The organism is Exiguobacterium sp. s168 (assembly GCF_018619035.1).
GTDB lineage: Bacteria > Bacillota > Bacilli > Exiguobacteriales > Exiguobacteriaceae > Exiguobacterium_A > Exiguobacterium_A acetylicum.
On sequence record NZ_JACSNE010000021.1, the window covers coordinates 39,556 to 58,667 of the forward strand.

A 19,112-nucleotide genomic window follows, 5' to 3' on the forward strand; every position below is an offset into this window, starting at 1 on the left:
ATTCTCATGACTACTGTTACTGTACTTGGTGCGACCGGTCGAACGGGTCGCCCTTTAATTGATCGGTTATTAGAAGACGGCTATGATGTCCAAGCACTTGTGCGTTCCACGTCACCGGACTTACCCGTTCACGATCGCCTTCATATCCTGACAGGAGACGCGACCAACCCGGACGATCTTGAACAGGCGCTCGCAGGGAGTAAAGCTGTCTTCAGTTGTCTCGGAACTGATCAACAACAGGTCCTTTCGACAGCGATTCCACATCTCGTCACGAAGATGAAGGAAGCAGGCATCGAACGAATCGTCTTCATTGGTACGGCAGGCATTCTCGATGCGTCAGAAGAACCTGGGAAGTATCGTTTCCAATCGAGTGAGTCCCGTCGCCGCTCGACGATTGCAGCAGAGGATCACTTGAAAGCTTATCTGACGTTAAAGGATGCAGACGTCGACTTCACCGTCATCTGTCCAACACAACTGACGGAAGACAACGCACTTGCTGCTGACGACCTCTTGATCGAGACAACACGCTTCACTGCACCGACAGGTCCGATTCCTCGGGAAAACGTCGCGCAGTTCGCTTACGAAGTCTATCGTGACGGAACCCATCATCGGGTTCGCGTCGGGATTGCTTCGCATGGATCAACTGAGTGAAAAACAAAAAGAGCAATGGATCAGCAGATCCATTGCTCTTTTATATGTGTAACGATTACAGCAAGACGCTGACGACGATTGCCGTCAAGACACTGACGAGTGTTGCGCCGTAGAGTAACTTCAGACCAAAACTAGCCGCAACGCTTCCTTGGCGGTCGTTCAACCCTTTAACCGCTCCAGCAATGATTCCGATCGACGAGAAGTTCGCGAACGAGATCAAGAAGACCGATACGATTCCGAGTGTGCGTTCCGAGAATTCTTTTGAGTATTCTGGAAGGCTCAACATCGCAACGAATTCGTTCGTGATCAATTTCGTTGCCATGACACTACCGGCACTGACAGATTCCGCCCATGGAATACCCATGATGAAAGCGAACGGTGCAAAGATATATCCGAGGATTTCTTGGAACGAGATGTTTAGAACCATCAAGAAGATATCGTTGACCATTCCGATCAAGGCGTTATAACCGATCAACATTGCACCAACGATGATCGCTACTTTGAATCCATCCATGATGTATTCGCCGAGCATTTCGAAAAACGTTTGTTTTTCTTCGACGATTTCAAGGATATCTTCTTCCGGGTCAACCGTGTATGGGTTGATGATCGAGACGATCATGAACCCACCGAACAAGTTCAAGACGATTGCTGTAACGACATATTTCGGTTCTACCATCGTCATGTATGCACCGACAATTGACATCGAAACCGTCGACATCGCTGACGCACACAATGTGTAGAGACGATTTGCTGGTAATTGACCAATTTGTTTTTTGACTGTGATGAATACTTCTGATTGTCCGATCGCAGCTGAAGCAACCGCGTTGTAAGACTCAAGACGTCCCATACCGTTGACTTTTGATAGGACGAAACCGATACCGCGCATTAAGAGTGGTAAAATCTTCGTGAATTGTAGAATCCCGATCAAAGCAGAGATGAAGACGATTGGGAGCAAGACATTGATGAAGAATGGTTGTGCGCCTTCGTTCGCTAAACCACCGAAGACGAAATCAATTCCGATCGCCGCATAACTAAGCAGTTTTTCAAAGACTTTCGCGACGCCACGAATGACGATATATCCGAACGATGTATTGAGTAAAATGAACCCAAGTACGAGCTGAAGAACTAGCATGACCGCAAGCGGTTTCAATTTGATGCCTTTACGGTTACTGCTGACAAGGAGTGCCAAGCCGAAAACGATAGCCAGTCCGAGTAGTGCGATAAGATATTTCATGAAGTACCCCTCTATCTATTAGTTGTTTATCAGTTGTACATTCGTACGATGTCTGACGTTTAATCTCTTTCCAAGTAATAGAATAATCAATATTCCGAAGAACTACAAGAGGAAAAGTTCATTTAGTAACCGCTTTCGTTATTTTCATAGACTTTCAAGACAAACTTTTCCAAGCGTTCCCGAACATTGTCCTGACTAAGGTTTTGCCTTCCATATGCTTTCCACCCCGGATAGACGTCAATCGTTTCAGGTCCAAAATCAAAAACAGCCCGAATATCCCACGCGTGATCGTAGGAATGTTTCGTCTGCTCGCAGTAACTTTTTAAAAAATGATCCGCTATCTCAACAGATTCGAGCAAGGCAAGATTCAAACGACAATGCGCAAGGTCGACTTCAATGGGTCCTACACACGCATTCACCCAATCAATCGTATGGCACGTTTCATTTATTTCGTATAACACATTGACCGGATGAAAATCCCGATGAATGAAACGAATACGTTGACTTTCGACCGGTTCGATCGCCAGTAGCTGACGCCATCTCTCCGAATGCTGCGTCCACGTCGGGACGTGACGTTCCGTCGTATACGGTTGATAGACATAACGCGATTCTGGTATCGGTAGTGCATGGATCGCAGCAAGCACCTGTGCCAATCGTTCGACATATCGCTCATCCACCTGATCGATTCGGATCTCTCCCGGCGAGCGGGTCATATATAACCACGGCGGTATTTCGTCCCTGACATCCGCTTGATAGTCCAGTACATCTGGTGCCAAATCACCTGCTGCTTGTAACGCAAATACTTCATGTAAGACGAGATCGGGTTCTTCTCGCAACCAGTCTTGATTCGTATGGACCCGAAGAATTCCCTCACCGACTCGCAAAACGAGGGAGGAAGTCGCGCCTTTTAGGACTTCGACCTCTCCTCCCTCCTGTTCAAGCTGTTGCAAGATTTTCGTAAGGACAGCGGACGATATCATGACGTCACGCTGCCAATCAATAACTGGTCGATCTGCATCTTCTCGTTCGCATGTTCGCGCAAGTCGTGTAAAATTTCTTGCGGGAAGAACAGCTTCTCATCCGTCTGGCGTGACGTCGCGATGGCTTGAACGAGCGGTGAAACTTGCGAAATCTCTTTCATCTGCCCATCCTTCATCTGTAACATGATCGGTTGTTTGCTGATTTCACCGTTATCTCCATATAAATCATAAGGAAGACGACTGAGTTTATCTTCAAGCAGATAGTACGTCGGCTTCAAGCCGATTGCCTCAAACAACTCGCACAGTTTATCGTGGACGAGTTCACGTTTTTCAGCCGGATAATCAACATACTTGAACAACTTCCGGTCAACGAATCGCCTCGAGAGATCAGCAAGGATTGGATCCTGCTCATTCGCCCACTGCTGAAAATAAAAGTAGACGATCGTCTCATCGAGCCCAAGGAAATCACGCAACTCCATCTTCTGATCAAATAGCGGCATCAAATGGATCGGTGCGATTGCAAATGGATAACCGGACAGGTACAACTCCTGCGCCCGCTCGAGAATGGCTTTTAATAGGTAATCACTCGAACGTGTCACCGGATGCAGGTAGACTTGCCAATACATCTGATAACGCCGCATGATGTAGTCTTCGATCGAATGCATTCCAGACTGTTTGACGACCATCTGATTCGGCGCGGGACGCAATACTCGAAGCATTCGCTCAAGATCGAATTTTCCATAGCTGACACCGGCAAAGTGCGCATCGCGCAATAAGTAATCCATCCGGTCGACGTCGAGTTGTGAACTAATCATCGTGACAAGCAATTGATTCGGATGCGTCTTATTGATGATTGAAGCTACCTCTTCCGCGAATCCGTCTCCGACTTGGTCGAGAACTTTTTTGATTTCTGTATCCCCGAGGATGATCCGCTCCGTCCACGTCTCGTGATTAACACCAAAGACATTCTCAAACGCGTGCGAAAACGGCCCGTGTCCGACATCGTGTAAGAGGGCTGCAACGAGCGTCAACTCCCGGTATTGATCGTCCCAATCGGCGCGACCGTTGAAGACATCGATCAGTTGCCGCGTGATTTCATAGACACCAAGCGAATGATGGAACCGTGTGTGTTCCGCCCCGTGAAACGTCAAAAAGGATGTCCCCAGTTGCTTGATCCGGCGTAGTCGCTGAAATTCACGTGTCCCGATTAATTGCCAAATCAACTGATCGCTGACATAGATATAGCGATGAACGGGATCTTTGAAGACCTTCGTTTCCTTTAATTGTCCTAATGATTGATACATATGTTTCTCTCCTTTAAATCGAGTCTATGTCGTTGTTGTTCGGTTTTGTTTCCTGGGATTCCTGTCTCGCGCGGTGCTTCGCACAGAAACTTTACACACCCTGTGCTATAATGATGTCGCAAATCTACAATAAAGGAACGAGCCTATGGGAATCGAACTCTTAAAACAAGAACATTATCGTATTTTTGATCAAACGTCACTCGGAACTGCTTTCCATGCGACACAATCGTTTGCGATGGACGATACATTATGTGCTTCCGTTGCGACAGAAGGAGCAGCACTCCGCTCTTGGATTCACCACGAAACTGTCGTCCTCGGCATCCAGGATGCCCGTCTTCCTCATCTTGCTGACGGTGTAGCCGTCCTGCATGAACATGGTTTCTCGCCCGTCGTCCGCAATTCAGGTGGTCTTGCCGTCGTCCTCGACGCCGGTGTTTTAAATATTTCACTCGTCCTACCGGAACGCGGCGGCATCGATATCGACAGTGGTTACGAAGCGATGCTTGCGCTCGTCCGTCGTATGTTCGCACAAGAAACGGACGCAATCGTAGCTGGTGAAGTCGTCGGATCGTATTGTCCCGGTTCTTATGACTTATCGATTGCCGATAAAAAATTCGCTGGTATCTCCCAGCGTCGTGTTCGTGGCGGAGTTGCCGTTCAAATCTACCTTTGTGTCAACGGAAGTGGGAGTCAACGCGCCGCTTTAGTCCGTGACTTTTACGCGGCAGCGCTTCAAGGTGAGGCGACGAAATTCGTCTATCCGACCGTCGTTCCGGAAACGATGGCGTCCCTCGAAGAACTACTCGGCATCTTATTGACGGTCGAGGAATGCTTACGTCGTGCGTATGAGGCGTTACTTGCGCTCGGCGCTGATTTGACACCAGCTACTTTGACGGAACTCGAGAACGAGCGATTCGGCGTCAACTTGAGTCGGATGCTTGATCGAAACGAAAAAGCCCTAGGTTAAGAAAGGAGAGAACGTGATGATCCGATTGATCACAGACAGTGGTGCTGATGCACCAAAAGACATGTTAGATGCATATGATTTTACGGTCATGCCGTTCGGCGTATTGATCGACGAAGACACGTTCTTCGATGGAGAATCGATATCTCCGAAACAACTATATGATAAGATGCGTGACGGTGCAGCACCGAAGACATTCCAGGTCGAAGTCAGCCGGATGGTCGAGGTGTTCACGCGTCACTTTGAACAAGGGGACCCCTTCCTCTACCTCGCTTTCTCAAGTGAATTATCAGGAACGTATCAAACAGCGAAGATGCTCGCAGATGAACTCGCCGAAAAGTATCCGAACGTTCCTTACCTCGTACTCGATACGAAAACAGCTTCGACAGGACAAGGATTGTTCGTTCTCGACGTCGCAGAATACGCACAAACGCATTCGTTCGAAGAAACAGTGGCTTACGCTGAAGCCAAGGTAAATACGATTCGTCATCTGTTTACAGTCGAATCACTTGAATATTTGATGCGCGGTGGACGCGTTTCTCGTGCCAGTGCCTTTATTGGTGGTCTCTTATCGATTTTGCCACTCTTGACAGTCGAAGATGGAAAGTTGATTCCAAAAGAAAAAATCCGCGGTCAGAAAAAAGTCATGAACCGGATCGTCGAGTGGATGGAAGAAGCACGTCCAGCGATTGACGGACACCGGATCATGATTGGTCACGGGGATTCGATCGAACGGGCAGAACAGTTAAAACAATTGATTGAAGCTCATTTTTCACCAAGCGAAGTCATCTTGACGATCGCCGGCGCAGCCATCGGTTCACATACAGGACCAGGACTCGTCGTCATTGGGTATGACCTTCCACGTTAATGGCACTCATTCCTATCCTATAGTACGACAAAACGGGACAGACTCTGTTTAGAGCCTGCCCCGTTTTTTTATGAATTGTATCCGAAGAACAGTAGTGCCATGCTTAAGCCGAGCGAGGAGACGATAAACACGATCGCCATCCCACCCATTCCGAAGACTAACAGCTTCGGTAAATCACGTCGCTTCTTAAGAAGGGCAGTCAATAACCCAACGTTAATCAAGAAGACGACGAGGAACGGAAGCAACAGCATCCAACGCTCTTGCAGTAGAAATAAACTATCCATTTCTTTGCTCCCTTCCTTCAGACTCCGAGAACGGTTGGAATAGATCAAGACATAAAAAACGGAATAAGACATAAGCGAACAGAAGAGTCGACACTACTTCGAACCCAACGTATCCGACGTCACGCCACGTGATTCCTGTCGTCACCCCAGCGAACCAGTACGGGAAGTCGACCGTCAACAGACTGCACATCAAAGCGAGAACGGCCTCCTGACGTGTTTGTCGATCGTAAAGTGAGTAAGATACCTTCTTTATATTGAATATATTCGCGATTCCGTCATCCGATGTGTATCCTTTGATGATTCCAATGACGCCACCTAGTACCGCCAGTGCATACCATGGAAGCGGCCAAGCAACGTGGAAAAGCAGGAGTGCGAACACAATCAATAAGACGCGGATTGCCATCAGTCTTCTGTTTTCGACGCTGCCACCGCATCATGGGAATTCAAGTTGACCGTCAACGGTTTTGCCGTTCCTTTACCGGAGAAGTTCTCGATCAACTCTTTGACATCTAATCCTGACGACGCTTTTAACGTCTCTTGCAGTGATGCCATCAAATCTGTCGCGTAACCGGTGACACGGTTCGCACCGCCACCTTCACCGCTACCTGTATCGACGACTGTGATCTTATCGATGTTACCGAGTGGTGCTGCAATTTCTTTTGCGTACTCTGGCATCATCCGAATGACCATGTCGAGAATCGCTGCTTGTCCGAATTGTTCGAACGCTTGCGCGATTTTTTCTTTTGCTTCTGCTTCCGCAAGACCTTTCAAACGAATGATCTCCGCTTCCGTCTCACCTTGTGCCCGCTCAGCGTCCGCTTTCGCGAGACCATCGAGACGAATGCGTTCTGCATCGGCTTTTGCTGATGCCTCGATCCGGTATTTCGTTGCATCTGCTTCCGCATATTGCTTCGCACGATCCGCTTGGGCAGCCTGCTCAATCGAGTAACGATCGGCATCGGCGCGTTTTTTGACTTCCGCGTCGTATTGTTTCTCACGACGGAGAATCTCGCGTTCTTCAAGCTCGATTTGTTTTTGACGCTCGATGATTTTGATCTGCATCTGTTGCTCCGTGACTTCTTGTTGCGCACGTGCGTTTTCGAGATCATACGCTTGGTCGGCTTTCGCCTTCGCGATATCTTGTTCGCGGCGATAATCTGCCATCTTCAACTGATTTTCTTTTTCCGCTTCAGCGATTTCCGTTGCACGTTCGAGTTCTGCTTTTTTCGCATCTTTTGAAGCTTCCGCCCGTTTGATGCGTGTCTCTTTTTCCGCGTCTGCCGTTGCGATGTCGGCATCACGGCGAACCTGTGCGATCCGCGGTTTCCCAAGTGATTCTAAGTATCCGTTCTTGTCACGGACGTCTTTGATCGTAAACGAAACAATGACGAGTCCCATCTTCGCAAGATCTTGTGATGCGACCCGCTGGACTTCTTGCGAGAACTTATCACGGTTCTTATAAATTTCTTCGACGGTCATCGATCCAAGAATCGAACGCAAGTGTCCTTCGAGGACTTCACGTGCTTCTCCTTCGCGCTCTTCTTTCGATTTTCCGAGGAACTGCTCCGCTGCCGTCGCAATTTCAGAAATTGAGCTACCAATCTTGATGATCGCTGTACCGTCTGCCATGACCGGTACACCTTGCTCCGTGTAGACTTCGGGTGTCGTGACTTCAAGCTTACTTGATAACAAGCTTAGCGGTGTCGCTTGTTGGAAGACAGGTAACACGAACGTCCCGCCACCACGAATGATTTTTACCCGGTTACCGGACTCATCGGTATTGACGTTGCGTCCTCCGAGATAACTCCCCGATACGATCAGCGCTTCTTCCGGACCAACTGTTCGGTACTTCGTAATGAATAAGACGATCAACGCAACGATCAATGCGACCGCGACGATTGATACGATTAACACTGGATTCATGTAAACATCTCCTTTTTCCATTGTTGGGGGTACGTCACGACAGACGCGACGCCTTGTTTGATCTCGATGACGAGCACCTTCGTGCCTTGTGGTAGGGCAGGTCCTTCAAACAGAACGGCTGACTTTGATACGCGTCCTGAGACGTCATCAAGTAAGATTTCACCATATCCTTCAGTCGGAATCGGCACGATGACGGTTGCACTGCGTCCTTCTAGCATCTGTTCCGAAAATCCAAGCGACTGTTCGGCTTGTGCCATCGGAACGAATAAGAAAATATGCATCAGCGTCGTCACTAATAACGCAATCACACTGCTGATGATTAGAATCAACAGCGAACCAAGCGGACTTAGCTGTTCGAGCCCGAATCCGATCGCTGACGTGATGATGACAAAAGATAAGATCAACGTGGGATGAAAGATTTGATCGATGCCTGGAATGACGTCTGAGAATAGGACGGACACAAACACACCGCAAGCAGCAGCCGCTAACGCATATAAATAAAGTGTACTAACGTCCATCTTTGTTCACCTCGATGTAAGGATGTGAGCCATACAGTTCGTGGTAAGCCCTTTGATAAGCAGTCCGGTTTTCCTCAAACAATAAACGAGCCAATTCTTTGTCTCGTTGATCGATTGCCTCTTCTTGACGGCGTAAGTATTTTTTCTGTGCGGCAAAATGACGTGCTAATCTTGCCTCAATCGACGGTTCTCGTTCACGCTGCAACTCCTGTTTCATCGCTCCACTCCTTTCTGAAGTACTGGCTTTCTTTCTCTTCTACGCTTATTTTTTAGAAAATGTTTCAAAATGAATTCCATTTATTTTCCTTTCATTAAAAGAAAAAAACGTTCGTCCCATACAGAGGACAAACGTTTTTGAATAATTAGCGTTTATGAACGATTCGGTCGACGAACAATCAGACCATAATAGAGAATGAGCGCCAGGCAATCTAAGGTCATGATGATCAACCCCATCGGAACAGCCGATTGCTCTCCCATGATCCCGACGAGTGGTGACACGAGCGAGCCGACGAGCATCGGCAAGAGCCCTAGAAGAGCCGAGGCACTGCCTGCCGTTGCTCCGTAATTTTGCATCGCTAAGGTAAAACCGAGCGTCGAGATCAATCCGACGCTTGAAACGACGAAGAATAGTGGAATCATGACGAAGATCAGCTGCTCCGTTAACGTCAAGGCGAGGAACAATAAGATACTCGCACTCGCAACGATCGTCAAACTGATTCGCATCAGCCGCTCTGAATCGACACGACCCGCAAGACGACCGGCGATTTGTGCTGCTAGGATGATTCCGATTCCGTTTAAACCGAACAAAAAACTGAACTGTTGCGGCGAAGCGCCATAAATATTTTGTAAGACGAACGGTGAACCGGAGATGTAGGCGAACATCGCGCCCATGACGAATGCTTGCGCGAACGCATAGCCAATGAAGACGCGATCCGTCAACAAACGTCCGAACGTCTTCAACGTCGTTGTCAGGTTTCCTTCAACACGTCTATCAAGCGGAAGCGTTTCCGGTAAACGGAGTGCGACAGCAAGTAACATCATCGTGCTTAAAATCGCAAGCAAGTAGAAGACGAAATGCCAATCACCGAACCGAAGAATTTGTCCACCGATGACGGGTGCGAGAATTGGTGCTGTTCCGTTGACGAGTGACAAGGCAGCAAAAAACCGCGTCAATTCAGGTCCGTCAAACAAGTCACGAACGATTGCCCGGGAAATGACGATTCCTGACGCTCCAGCTGCCCCTTGGATGAATCGAAGCGCGATCAACACTTCGATTGTCGGTGCCATCGCACAGGCGAGAGACGCGAGCAGATATGCGAGCAGAGCAACCATCAACGGTCGTTTACGACCGCGAACGTCACTCAGCGGACCAACAATCAACTGTCCGAGTGCCATCCCAAGCATACAAGCGGTCAAACTCAATTGGATTAGTGATGCACTCGCATCAAATGAGCGTGACATATCCGGAAAAGCAGGTAGATACATGTCGATCGAGAGCGGTCCAAGTGCAGCGAGTGAACCGAGGATCAAGATCAACGTTAAGCGACGTGAGGTCATGGTTTCTTTCGTCATGACGTCACGTAATCCAAATCATGCAGGACATAAGCGAGGAAAAAGACGACCGATGGATTTTCATATGTCATCTGAACCTTTTTGAGTTGTGCGCGGTAACCGGTCTCATACTCGACCCCGTTCAACTTCCGTTCCATATTCATTTTAATCAATGCGTCGAGTTTATCGATCACATCGACCATCTGTCCCTCGTATGTCTCGTCTTTTGCTTCAACGACGAACCGACGGAACGGTGCTCGGATTTCTTTCGGTAGATTATTAATCAACGTCTCTCCTTCTGCCCGTTCGTAAGCTTCGAAGGCTGCTGCTGTGACCGGTGTCGCATGTTTGACAGGTCCAAGAACATCTCCTGTCGTTCCTTCAACGAGATCATGACACAAGAGCCGCGAGACGACTTCTTCGATGTCGATCGTGACGCCGTACTTTTCTGATTCAATCAGACCATTGAAGATACCAAGCGAGGCTGCTCGAAACGCATGTGTCGCGTCGTTATCATCAATCGTGTTGAAACGTCCTTTCCAGCGCCGAATTGTATCCATCATCAAGACGTTTTCAATGAAATGAGACATCTCATCCTCTTCCATGACCGACTGTGTCAAGCGCCGGACCGAAACAAGTGGATGTCGTTCCAGAACAGCCTGCAATTCTGCTGCCTTTTGTTCGAAAAAGACGGACTCTGTCATCCGTGCTTCCCTTCGTGCGTACAACATCGCATCGAACGTATCAATCGCTTCGACGATCCGTCCTTCCGGTGATTCATCTTCTGCATGTACGAGGTATGTCGTGAACGCTGGTTGAAGCGACTTTGAGAGTAAGGCAACGAGCTGTTCACTTGCTTGTTGTTCCATTGCCTGAATGTGTGCATGTAACGTTGGCTCTTTTTTTGTCCGGTGTTTAATGGGTCCGGTAATGACTTCATTCATGTCATGGAATAGAGCTTTTCCGAGCAATGTCAGGCGATCGACTGGTCTTTGCCCGTCTACTTCTTCTAAATAGCTTGCCATCAAACTGAATAAGGCAACACGAAAGCTGTGACTGGCTGCGTTATCCGGAAAACGTGGTGCATATTCATCCCACCGTGGAACGTTTTGCATCCGCGTCAGCATCCGAATGAAATTACCGTTTTGCATGAAATCTCTCCTAACGAAAGACGGACAGAGAGTACCCTGCCCGCCATTGTATTATTTTGCTGATTTGGTTGAACTACTTCCGCTACGGAACCAACCAATGATTAAAATCAGGGCAAGTACGACCCAGAAGATCGTTTGCCATAGTGTACTCTCTGGAAACTCATGCGGCAAGACGTCGATTGACGGATGCGCAAGTGTCATGACGACCAGTTTTACACCAACCCATGCGACGAGCCAAAAAGCAGCTTCTTCGATACCTGGTCGCTTTTGGAGCAAGACGACGAACCAGCTCGCGAAGTAACGCATGATAACGAGACCGATGATCCCACTGAAGAAGACGACCCAAAATTGTCCTGTATTTAGACCACCGATTGTTCCACCAATCATCGGTAATGTCGTCGCCATGGCGACAGCGGCAAGTGTCGAGTCGACAGCGAACGCCAAGTCAGAGAACTCGACTTTAACGACCGTCCACCAAAAATTCGGCGAGGCTTTTTGTGAAGCAATCGTGTCCGGTACTTGGTGTTTATTCGATCGTGCCTCGACGATTCCTTTAAACGCGACGTAAAAGAGGTATATCGCCCCAAGTGCTTGAAGCTCCCAAATCGTCGCTAAGTACGAAGCAAAGAAGATTGCGACGAAACGTAAGACGAGTGCTCCGACCAGACCATAGAAAAGTGCTTTTTTGCGTTGATCGTCCGGTAACGGTCGGACCAGGACTGCCATGACCATTGCATTATCAGCAGAAAGTAACCCCTGCAAAATGATCAGTACGAGCCCGACGGTCGCATACTGTGTAATTAATCCAATATCCATACTAACGAATCCCCTTTTTTGTTCAGTCTATTCATTATATGCCGGTCGACCGGAAAGAAAAAGATACAAGCTCAGCTCAAGTACTTAACCTTGTGTTTTATTCCCATTGTTTAAGAAAACCTAACACAAAAAAACGACCCGTCATCGACGGATCGTTCCATTTCTTATAAGTTTTGATCGACTTTCTTTTCAGCATCTGGATTTGGTTTTGTTTTTGGTGAAGAGAACCAACCCCAAAGAGCAAGACCGACCATGACTGTCCAGAAGAATGCCTGCCACGGTGTACTGTGGGCGAATCCTTCAGGAAGTTTTAAGGCTTCAAAGATTGTTCCTTCGATCGATGCATGGTATTTCGGGTGCTCGAGCGCAAGAACGGCTAACTTTACACCGACCCAGGCAACGATTGCAAAGGCTGCTGTCTCAAGACCTGGGCGATCTGCAAGTAACTTAACGAAGACACGTGCTGCGAAACGCATCAAGACGACCCCCATCAAACCACCTGTTAAGATGACGATGAAGTGACCCGTGTTCAAACCACCGATTTCGCCTGATCCCCAGTTTGGAAGGGCAACGGCAAGGGCAACGGCAGCAAGAATCGAATCGACAGCAAACGCTAAGTCTGCGAATTCGATTTTCGCGACTGTCCGCCAGAATTCACCTTTTGAAACTGGCTCTTCCGACTTCGGTTCTGCATCTAGCTCATTTTCAGCCCCATGATTTTCACCGAGCTTTCTGGCTTTAACGGTCTTATAAATATGCCGTAGTCCCATGATGAGCAAGTACGCTGCTCCAAGTGCTTGGATTTGCCAAATATCGACGAGGAACGAAATCGCGAACAATGCCGCGAATCGTAAGACGAATGCTCCAGCTAGTCCATAAAAAAGTGCTTTCTTTTGTTGTTCTCCTGGTAAGTGCTTGACCATGACCGCGAGTACGAGTGCATTATCCGCTGAAAGTAATCCTTCAAGCGCGATCAAGACGAGTACGACCCAGGCATACTGTAATAGTAACTGCCAATCCATCTCTGTCATCCCTTTCTTTAACTACCTGTAAAATAAAAAAACTTCAATTATTGACCATGACGAAAAAACAATGATTACACGTTCACCTGAACATATAGTATAGGATAGTATACCCGATTGCAAGTAAGTTATTCCTCTAAATATGGAAACTGTCGATTTTGAGTCGTGCGAGTTTCGTTTATCGGATGTTCGTGATAAAATTCAAGACAATACTTCTAGCGATGAAAAGATGAAACACATTTGCGGAATCATCAGACTTGCTCGTCTCTAGCATTCCTGTCATGTTATTACTATTGAAACACTACAAAAGGACAAAGGGGCCAATGAATATGTCTACCTACCCGATTACGTTACCAACAAAAGAAGAGCGCCATAAGCTGTTCGGTTCGGTACCACCGATCAAAGGAACAAAACCGACTGAAAAAGATAAGATGGTCGACTTGCAAAATACACCAAAGAACTTCCTGTTCGCACTAGACGCTGTTGGAATCTCAAACGTCAAACATCCTGTCGTCATCCAAGACGGAGACAAAACACAAGCGACAGTCGCGACGTTCGAACTGTCAACGTCACTCGTGCAAGACCGTAAAGGGATCAACATGAGCCGTTTAACGGAACAACTTGATCAATACCATAATGAAGGTTGGACGGTCACAAACGAGTCACTCATTCAATTCGCGCGTGATTTAGCAGACCGCATGGAACAAACGGAAGGTCAATTGACGATCCGTTACCCATGGTTCTTCACACGTAAAGCACCTGCAACAGGTCTTAGCGGCTTGATGAATGCCGAAGTATGGCAAACGGTCAGCGTCAACACGGAAACAGACGAAGCGACGTTGTCTGTCGGCTTGACGATCAACGTCACGACACTTTGCCCATGTTCAAAAGAAATCAGCGAATACAGTGCTCACAACCAACGTGGTTACGTCACGATGGAAGCATCGTTACGTGATGAAGCAGAAGACTTTGACTGGAAACAATCATTGCTTGATGCTGCGGAATCCAATGCCTCAGCGCCACTTCACCCAGTACTCAAACGTCCGGATGAAAAGCGCGTAACAGAGATGGCATACGAAAACCCACGTTTCGTAGAAGATATGGTTCGTTTGATTGCTGCTGACTTGTACGAAATGGACCCAATCGCTTCGTTCTACGTCGAATGCCGTAACGAAGAAACGATTCACCAACATGACGCGATCGCACGGATCACGTTCGATAAAGACGCACAATAAGTAAGTCTGCCGTACTCCCTCTTAAACCGAGTGAGTACGGCTTTTTTGTGTGCCGGCATTGCTCTCCGTTTTGCGAGCGTTTACACTTAACTCGAATGGAGGAATGCACATGTTGGAACTGATTCCTTTTTTACTCGAACGACTCGGTATCATGATCATCTTAGCGTTCATCCTCGCCCAGTGGGGACCGACACGACGGCTGCTGCGTCAACCGGAAGCAGGCTGGCAATTTCGTGTCCTCGTCCTGTTTTTTGCAACGTACGGCATTTTAAGTAACTATACAGGGGTCAAAGTCGACTTAGCTGAATTCTTACCTCATGCTTGGCTCGAAGAAGTCGACGGGACATCAGCGATTGCAAACACACGAACGATGATCGTCGTCATCAGCGGATTGCTCGCTGGTCCGCTCGGTGGATTGATGACCGGATTGATTGTTGGGGTTCACCGGTATTCCCTCGGCGGATTCACAGCGTTCGCTTGCGCGCTTTCCACCGTCATCGCCGGTGGTGTCAGCGGTCTCTTACGATCCTATTGGCGCGACCGCCTCAGTAGCCAAGCGTTATTGCCCGTGTGTCTGACGGCTTTTTTAATGCTGTTTGAAATGTCATTAATTTTACTATTCGCCCGCCCCTTTGATGCGGCAGTCGAACTCGTCCAGTTCATCTTCGTACCGATGACACTGATCAACGTCCTCGGTGTCTGGTTGTTCTTATCGATCATCCGTCTTGCTGCACGAGAAGAGGAAACGGTTCGGGCACGAGAAGCAGAACGGTCGTTGCATATCGCCGATTTGACGCTTCCGCATCTGACGCGTGGTCTACATATCCATACGGCAGAAGCTGTCGCAGAAATTCTGTTGCAGCAAACACGAGCCGAAGCCGTCTCACTGACAGATCGTTCCGTCATCCTGGCCCATATCGGTATCGGGAGCGACCACCATCAAGCTGGGAGTCACTGGACGACGAAACCGACCGAGCATGTCTTGCAAGACGGACAAGTCCGTCTTGTGACAGAACGACTCGATATCGGCTGTCCCGTAACGGATTGTCCGCTTCAAGCTGGCATCATCGCTCCGCTCATCGTCGGGGAAACGACGATCGGGACGTTGAAAGTCTATTATCCGCATGCCGAATTACTCGACGCGGTTGAAGTCGAACTCATCGAAGGATTAGCGAAACTGTTCTCGACACAACTGGCACTCGGGAACGCAGAGCGGCAAGCCGGTTTACTGAAGGATGCCGAGATTCGGGCACTTGAAGCACAAATTCATCCCCACTTCCTGTTTAATGCGATTAATACGATTTATGCACTGTGCCGGACGGATGTCGAACAGGCACGCACCTTGTTGCTTGAATTGTCGACGTTCTTCCGTAGTAACCTCCAAGGCGCACGATCGACAAAAATTCCGCTCCAAAAGGAACTCGAACACATCGAAGCATACACATCGCTTGAAGCCGCTCGTTTTCCGAATCGTCCGTTTCTTGATATCGATTTAGCAGACGAGACGACGGCTTTACTCGTTCCACCGTTCATCTTACAACCGTTGATCGAAAATGCATTCCTTCATGCGTTTTCTTCTGAACAGACAGGATATGTCGGTGTGACGGCATGGTGTGAGGCAGACCAGCTGTGTCTCGAAGTCGTCGACAACGGACGCGGGATTGACGCTTCGCGCCTTGCTCGTCTCGGTCGAGAAGTCGTTCCGTCCTCGGGCACCGGTACCGCATTATTCAATACGGCAGAACGGATTCGAAGTTTATATGGTGAAAAGGGACAGTTTACGATCACGAGTGACGGTCAAAACGGCACGACGATCGCGATTCGTCTCCCGATTGAAGTCAGAAAGGAGATTCAGCATGCGCACCTTGTTGATTGAAGATGAACCGCTCGCACGCGATGAGCTCCGTTATCACGTGACCGCAGCCGGTCTTGAAGTCGTCGGGGAAACCGGCAGTGTCGAGGAAGCTGAACGACTCGTTCGCTCCCTTCAACCCGACTTAGTCTTTCTCGATATCGAGCTAACGGACGGAAGCGGTCTTGAAGTCGCCAAACGCTTGAAATCGATGCCACGCCCTCCGGCTCTTTTGTTTGTGACGGCATATGATGCTCATGCGCTTGAAGCGTTTGAGCTCAATGCCTATGATTACATCTTGAAACCGTATGATCCGGCACGGATTGTCCGTGCGATTGAAAAAGTTGCGCGACCGCTTCCGAAAAAAGCACCTCGACTTGAACGTTTAGCCGTTGAGACGGGCGAACAACTGAAATTATTGTCTCCTCAAGATATCGATTACATCGTCGCTGAGAACGGGAAGACGAAGATCGTCACGGAGCACCATGCGTATCCATCGAACGAGACCTTACTCGAACTCGAACGAAAGCTTCAAGATCATCGCTTTTTACGAGTTCATCGCTCGTACCTCGTCAACTTATCAGCAATCGATGCAATCGAACCTTGGTTCAACGGAGCCTATAATTTAAAAATTCATCAGATTGATGTGCCAGTCAGTCGGACGTATGTCAAACTACTGAAAGAAGCGCTCGGTATTTGAGCGCTTCTTTTTTGTGATTCAAGGTCCATTTTCAACCTTTCATCGAACGAAACCGACAACTCATCTAAAAATCAAAGAAAGCGCTTCCATAACTTGTATACTAAATCCATCATAGTTCATTCAAGAGGAGGAATTTTAGATGAGCGCTACTCCAATCGTTATTGCTGTCATCTGTATCTTATTAATCGCGTATCGTCTCTACGGAACGTTCATGGCTGCGAAAGTCTTAAAAATCAAAGATGATCGCGAAACGCCCGCTCATAAATTAGCGGATGGAAAAGATTACGTCCCAACGAACAAATGGGTCTCGTTCGGACACCATTTTGCGGCAATCGCTGCTGCCGGTCCACTCGTCGGACCTGTCCTTGCTGCACAGTTCGGATATCTCCCTGGCTTACTGTGGCTCTTGATCGGTGCCGTCATCGGTGGAGCGGTCCATGATATGGTTGTTCTTTTTGCCTCGATGCGCCAAGACGGTCAGTCGCTGTCTGAAGTCGCTAAAAAAGAGCTGGGACCAGTCGCTGGTTTTTGTGCCGGTCTGGCGATGCTCTTCATCATCACGATCACGATGGCCGGTCTATCGATGGTCGTCTTGCACGCCCTGGAACATAACCCATGGGGTACATTCGCTGTCTTCTCGACGATTCCGATCGCGATGTTCGTTGGGATTTACTTACGTAAAGGTGGCAATTTAGCACTTGCTTCAACAGTTGGTTTTCTACTTATTCTAGCTGCGATTGGTTTTGGTCCTCAGTTGACGGAAACATTCATCGGTGACTGGTTCGACCTTTCATCCCGTCAACTCGCGATTGCTTTACCGATTTATGCGTTCTTTGCTGCTGCACTGCCAGTTTGGCTCTTACTCGCACCTCGCGACTATTTATCGAGTTTTATGAAAATCGGTGTCTTTCTTGCTTTGATCGTTGGTGTCTTCATCATCAACCCGGACATTCGATTCCCAGCATTAACGAAGTTCGTTGATGGTGGTGGTCCAATCATCGCTGGTCCAGTCTGGCCATTCATCTCGATCACGATTGCCTGTGGTGCGATATCTGGTTTCCACGCCTTCGTTGGTTCTGGTACGACACCGAAGATGATCAATCGATGGAGCGACATCAAACCCGTTGCCTTCGGTGCTATGCTTGTCGAATGTCTTGTTGCCGTCATGGCATTGATCGCTGCGACATCGCTTGAAGTCGGTGATTACTTCGCCATCAACTCAACACCAGAAGTATTCGCGACGCTTGGTATGAGCACGGTCTATCTTGATGATTTATCCCGTGAAATCGGTCTCGATCTGGCAGGTCGAACAGGTGGTGCCGTCTCACTCGCCGTCGGTATGACATTCATCTTCCGCGCCATCCCGTGGTTCAAAGAGATTGCCGGATTCTTCTTCCAATTCGTCATTCTATTCGAAGCGGTCTTCATCTTAACCGCAATCGATGCAGGAACACGCGTCGCCCGTTACTTGATTCAAGATTTCTTCGGGGAGTTCTACAAACCACTCAAACGTGTCGACTGGATTCCAGGTGCGATCTTCGCTTCGGCACTCGGGACGTTCTTCTGGGGCTATCTCCTGTTTTCGGGTGACATCGGTTCGATTTGGGCATTATTCGGGGTATCGAATCAGCTGATGGCGTCGATCGGCTTGATCATCGGAACGACGATCATCTTGAAAATCGCCGATAAAAAAGTCTATGCGCTGACGACGTTCATCCCGCTCGTCTATCTTCTGATCACAGTAACGTTCGCGGATATCTGGATGGTCGCAAACGTCTATGCGAATCCCGATTCTCCAGGTTTCAGCATCTTGAATACGGTCTTGTCCGTAACGATGGGACTGCTCGCGATCGTCATCACGATCTCAGCCGTCAAGAAATGGATTGAACTGTTGAATTCACCACGTTGGGAAAATCAAAAACGATCTGCGTAAGCGGATTGGTCATATGACAAAAGGCAGTGGACGCATCGAGGCCACTGAAAAACCTCTAGATAAAGTGGTCTAAAACAGAAAAGGTGCTCCATCCACATATATTTTTGTGGATGGAGCACCTTTTCT

Annotated in this window: 19 protein-coding genes; 7 read left to right on the forward strand and 12 right to left on the reverse strand. The window is 48.3% G+C overall.

Going from position 1 to position 19,112, the window contains the following annotated elements; genetic code table 11:
* Positions 1–6 precede the first annotated feature (6 nt).
* Complete coding sequence (locus KNQ15_RS12050; protein ID WP_069940183.1) at positions 7–651, forward strand: NAD(P)-dependent oxidoreductase; 645 nt, start codon at positions 7–9, stop codon at positions 649–651.
* 55 nt (positions 652–706) lie between these two features.
* Here KNQ15_RS12050 and KNQ15_RS12055 read toward each other — a convergent pair whose 3' ends face one another.
* The 3 genes from KNQ15_RS12055 to KNQ15_RS12065 all read right to left on the reverse strand — a co-directional run bounded on the left by KNQ15_RS12055 (position 707) and on the right by KNQ15_RS12065 (position 4,169).
* Positions 707–1,885: a NupC/NupG family nucleoside CNT transporter gene (locus KNQ15_RS12055; protein WP_214729658.1), complete on the reverse strand. Its 1,179-nt coding sequence runs from the start codon at positions 1,883–1,885 to the stop codon at positions 707–709.
* Between the two features lie 122 nt (positions 1,886–2,007).
* A complete protein-coding gene (locus KNQ15_RS12060; protein ID WP_214729659.1) occupies positions 2,008–2,865 on the reverse strand; it encodes a phosphotransferase family protein in 858 nt (285 codons plus the stop codon).
* A complete protein-coding gene (locus tag KNQ15_RS12065) occupies positions 2,862–4,169 on the reverse strand; it encodes an HD domain-containing protein (RefSeq protein ID WP_214729660.1) in 1,308 nt (435 codons plus the stop codon). Before KNQ15_RS12065 ends, KNQ15_RS12060 begins: the two co-directional genes overlap by 4 nt.
* A gap of 145 nt (positions 4,170–4,314) precedes the next feature.
* On the opposite strand from KNQ15_RS12065, the gene KNQ15_RS12070 reads away from it, so the two are divergent.
* Together KNQ15_RS12070 and KNQ15_RS12075 are read left to right on the forward strand one after the other, a co-directional pair.
* The gene (locus KNQ15_RS12070; RefSeq protein ID WP_214729661.1) at positions 4,315–5,136 is read left to right on the forward strand and encodes a lipoate--protein ligase family protein; all 822 of its coding nucleotides are present in this window, start codon (positions 4,315–4,317) and stop codon (positions 5,134–5,136) included.
* Positions 5,137–5,152: 16 nt separating this feature from the next.
* Entirely contained in the window at positions 5,153–6,001 is an 849-nt protein-coding gene (locus KNQ15_RS12075; RefSeq protein ID WP_029343204.1) for a DegV family protein, read from the forward strand.
* Between the two features lie 68 nt (positions 6,002–6,069).
* Here the strand turns inward: KNQ15_RS12075 and KNQ15_RS12080 are convergent, their stop codons facing one another.
* The 9 genes from KNQ15_RS12080 to KNQ15_RS12120 form a co-directional block, all read right to left on the reverse strand.
* Positions 6,070–6,285: a hypothetical protein gene (locus KNQ15_RS12080; protein WP_029343203.1), complete on the reverse strand. Its 216-nt coding sequence runs from the start codon at positions 6,283–6,285 to the stop codon at positions 6,070–6,072.
* Positions 6,278–6,688, reverse strand: coding sequence for a hypothetical protein (locus KNQ15_RS12085; protein WP_047391915.1), 411 nt, complete (start codon positions 6,686–6,688; stop codon positions 6,278–6,280). The genes KNQ15_RS12080 and KNQ15_RS12085 overlap by 8 nt, the downstream gene beginning before the upstream one ends.
* Positions 6,688–8,208: a flotillin lipid rafts scaffold protein FloT gene (locus KNQ15_RS12090; RefSeq protein WP_023466783.1), complete on the reverse strand. Its 1,521-nt coding sequence runs from the start codon at positions 8,206–8,208 to the stop codon at positions 6,688–6,690. The genes KNQ15_RS12085 and KNQ15_RS12090 overlap by 1 nt, the downstream gene beginning before the upstream one ends.
* Positions 8,205–8,726, reverse strand: a complete 522-nt coding sequence (locus KNQ15_RS12095; protein WP_214729662.1) for an NfeD family membrane protein — start codon at positions 8,724–8,726, stop codon at positions 8,205–8,207. Before KNQ15_RS12095 ends, KNQ15_RS12090 begins: the two co-directional genes overlap by 4 nt.
* On the reverse strand, positions 8,716–8,943 hold the full coding sequence (locus KNQ15_RS12100; RefSeq protein WP_214729663.1) for a hypothetical protein: 228 nt from the start codon (positions 8,941–8,943) through the stop codon (positions 8,716–8,718). The genes KNQ15_RS12095 and KNQ15_RS12100 overlap by 11 nt, the downstream gene beginning before the upstream one ends.
* A gap of 152 nt (positions 8,944–9,095) precedes the next feature.
* Positions 9,096–10,298, reverse strand: a complete 1,203-nt coding sequence (locus KNQ15_RS12105) for a multidrug effflux MFS transporter (protein ID WP_214729664.1) — start codon at positions 10,296–10,298, stop codon at positions 9,096–9,098.
* A complete protein-coding gene (locus KNQ15_RS12110; protein WP_214729665.1) occupies positions 10,295–11,428 on the reverse strand; it encodes a YfbR-like 5'-deoxynucleotidase in 1,134 nt (377 codons plus the stop codon). The genes KNQ15_RS12105 and KNQ15_RS12110 overlap by 4 nt, the downstream gene beginning before the upstream one ends.
* Positions 11,429–11,479: 51 nt before the next feature.
* On the reverse strand, positions 11,480–12,244 hold the full coding sequence (locus KNQ15_RS12115) for a TerC family protein (protein ID WP_029343196.1): 765 nt from the start codon (positions 12,242–12,244) through the stop codon (positions 11,480–11,482).
* Positions 12,245–12,408: 164 nt separating this feature from the next.
* Positions 12,409–13,266 (reverse strand): TerC family protein, encoded by an 858-nt coding sequence (locus KNQ15_RS12120; RefSeq protein WP_029343195.1) that lies wholly within the window; start codon positions 13,264–13,266, stop codon positions 12,409–12,411.
* 329 nt (positions 13,267–13,595) lie between these two features.
* Here KNQ15_RS12120 and folE2 point away from each other — a divergent pair, with 329 nt between their 5' ends.
* From folE2 to KNQ15_RS12140, 4 genes are all read left to right on the forward strand, one after another.
* Positions 13,596–14,501 (forward strand): GTP cyclohydrolase FolE2, encoded by a 906-nt coding sequence (folE2, locus tag KNQ15_RS12125; RefSeq protein WP_023466774.1) that lies wholly within the window; start codon positions 13,596–13,598, stop codon positions 14,499–14,501.
* Positions 14,502–14,610: 109 nt separating this feature from the next.
* A complete protein-coding gene (locus KNQ15_RS12130; protein WP_214729666.1) occupies positions 14,611–16,377 on the forward strand; it encodes a LytS/YhcK type 5TM receptor domain-containing protein in 1,767 nt (588 codons plus the stop codon).
* The gene (locus KNQ15_RS12135; RefSeq protein ID WP_214729667.1) at positions 16,358–17,053 is read left to right on the forward strand and encodes a LytR/AlgR family response regulator transcription factor; all 696 of its coding nucleotides are present in this window, start codon (positions 16,358–16,360) and stop codon (positions 17,051–17,053) included. Before KNQ15_RS12130 ends, KNQ15_RS12135 begins: the two co-directional genes overlap by 20 nt.
* Before the next feature lie 139 nt (positions 17,054–17,192).
* Positions 17,193–18,986 (forward strand): carbon starvation CstA family protein, encoded by a 1,794-nt coding sequence (locus tag KNQ15_RS12140; RefSeq protein WP_214729668.1) that lies wholly within the window; start codon positions 17,193–17,195, stop codon positions 18,984–18,986.
* The last annotated feature ends 126 nt before the right edge of the window (positions 18,987–19,112 follow it).

What these genes read in the sequence shown, in the direction of transcription:
- KNQ15_RS12115 (WP_029343196.1), bottom strand. Translation starts at nt 12,244, where the DNA reads ATGGATATTGGATTAATTACACAGTATGCGACCGTCGGGCTCGTACTG.
- KNQ15_RS12085 (WP_047391915.1), bottom strand. Translation starts at nt 6,688, where the DNA reads ATGGCAATCCGCGTCTTATTGATTGTGTTCGCACTCCTGCTTTTCCAC.
- KNQ15_RS12055 (WP_214729658.1), bottom strand. Translation starts at nt 1,885, where the DNA reads ATGAAATATCTTATCGCACTACTCGGACTGGCTATCGTTTTCGGCTTG.
- KNQ15_RS12120 (WP_029343195.1), bottom strand. Translation starts at nt 13,266, where the DNA reads ATGGATTGGCAGTTACTATTACAGTATGCCTGGGTCGTACTCGTCTTG.
- KNQ15_RS12075 (WP_029343204.1), top strand. Translation starts at nt 5,153, where the DNA reads ATGATCCGATTGATCACAGACAGTGGTGCTGATGCACCAAAAGACATG.
- KNQ15_RS12080 (WP_029343203.1), bottom strand. Translation starts at nt 6,285, where the DNA reads ATGGATAGTTTATTTCTACTGCAAGAGCGTTGGATGCTGTTGCTTCCG.
- KNQ15_RS12060 (WP_214729659.1), bottom strand. Translation starts at nt 2,865, where the DNA reads ATGATATCGTCCGCTGTCCTTACGAAAATCTTGCAACAGCTTGAACAG.
- KNQ15_RS12090 (WP_023466783.1), bottom strand. Translation starts at nt 8,208, where the DNA reads ATGAATCCAGTGTTAATCGTATCAATCGTCGCGGTCGCATTGATCGTT.
- KNQ15_RS12065 (WP_214729660.1), bottom strand. Translation starts at nt 4,169, where the DNA reads ATGTATCAATCATTAGGACAATTAAAGGAAACGAAGGTCTTCAAAGAT.
- KNQ15_RS12100 (WP_214729663.1), bottom strand. Translation starts at nt 8,943, where the DNA reads ATGAAACAGGAGTTGCAGCGTGAACGAGAACCGTCGATTGAGGCAAGA.
- KNQ15_RS12050 (WP_069940183.1), top strand. Translation starts at nt 7, where the DNA reads ATGACTACTGTTACTGTACTTGGTGCGACCGGTCGAACGGGTCGCCCT.
- KNQ15_RS12070 (WP_214729661.1), top strand. Translation starts at nt 4,315, where the DNA reads ATGGGAATCGAACTCTTAAAACAAGAACATTATCGTATTTTTGATCAA.
- KNQ15_RS12135 (WP_214729667.1), top strand. Translation starts at nt 16,358, where the DNA reads ATGCGCACCTTGTTGATTGAAGATGAACCGCTCGCACGCGATGAGCTC.
- KNQ15_RS12105 (WP_214729664.1), bottom strand. Translation starts at nt 10,298, where the DNA reads ATGACGAAAGAAACCATGACCTCACGTCGCTTAACGTTGATCTTGATC.
- KNQ15_RS12095 (WP_214729662.1), bottom strand. Translation starts at nt 8,726, where the DNA reads ATGGACGTTAGTACACTTTATTTATATGCGTTAGCGGCTGCTGCTTGC.
- folE2 (WP_023466774.1), top strand. Translation starts at nt 13,596, where the DNA reads ATGTCTACCTACCCGATTACGTTACCAACAAAAGAAGAGCGCCATAAG.
- KNQ15_RS12110 (WP_214729665.1), bottom strand. Translation starts at nt 11,428, where the DNA reads ATGCAAAACGGTAATTTCATTCGGATGCTGACGCGGATGCAAAACGTT.
- KNQ15_RS12140 (WP_214729668.1), top strand. Translation starts at nt 17,193, where the DNA reads ATGAGCGCTACTCCAATCGTTATTGCTGTCATCTGTATCTTATTAATC.
- KNQ15_RS12130 (WP_214729666.1), top strand. Translation starts at nt 14,611, where the DNA reads ATGTTGGAACTGATTCCTTTTTTACTCGAACGACTCGGTATCATGATC.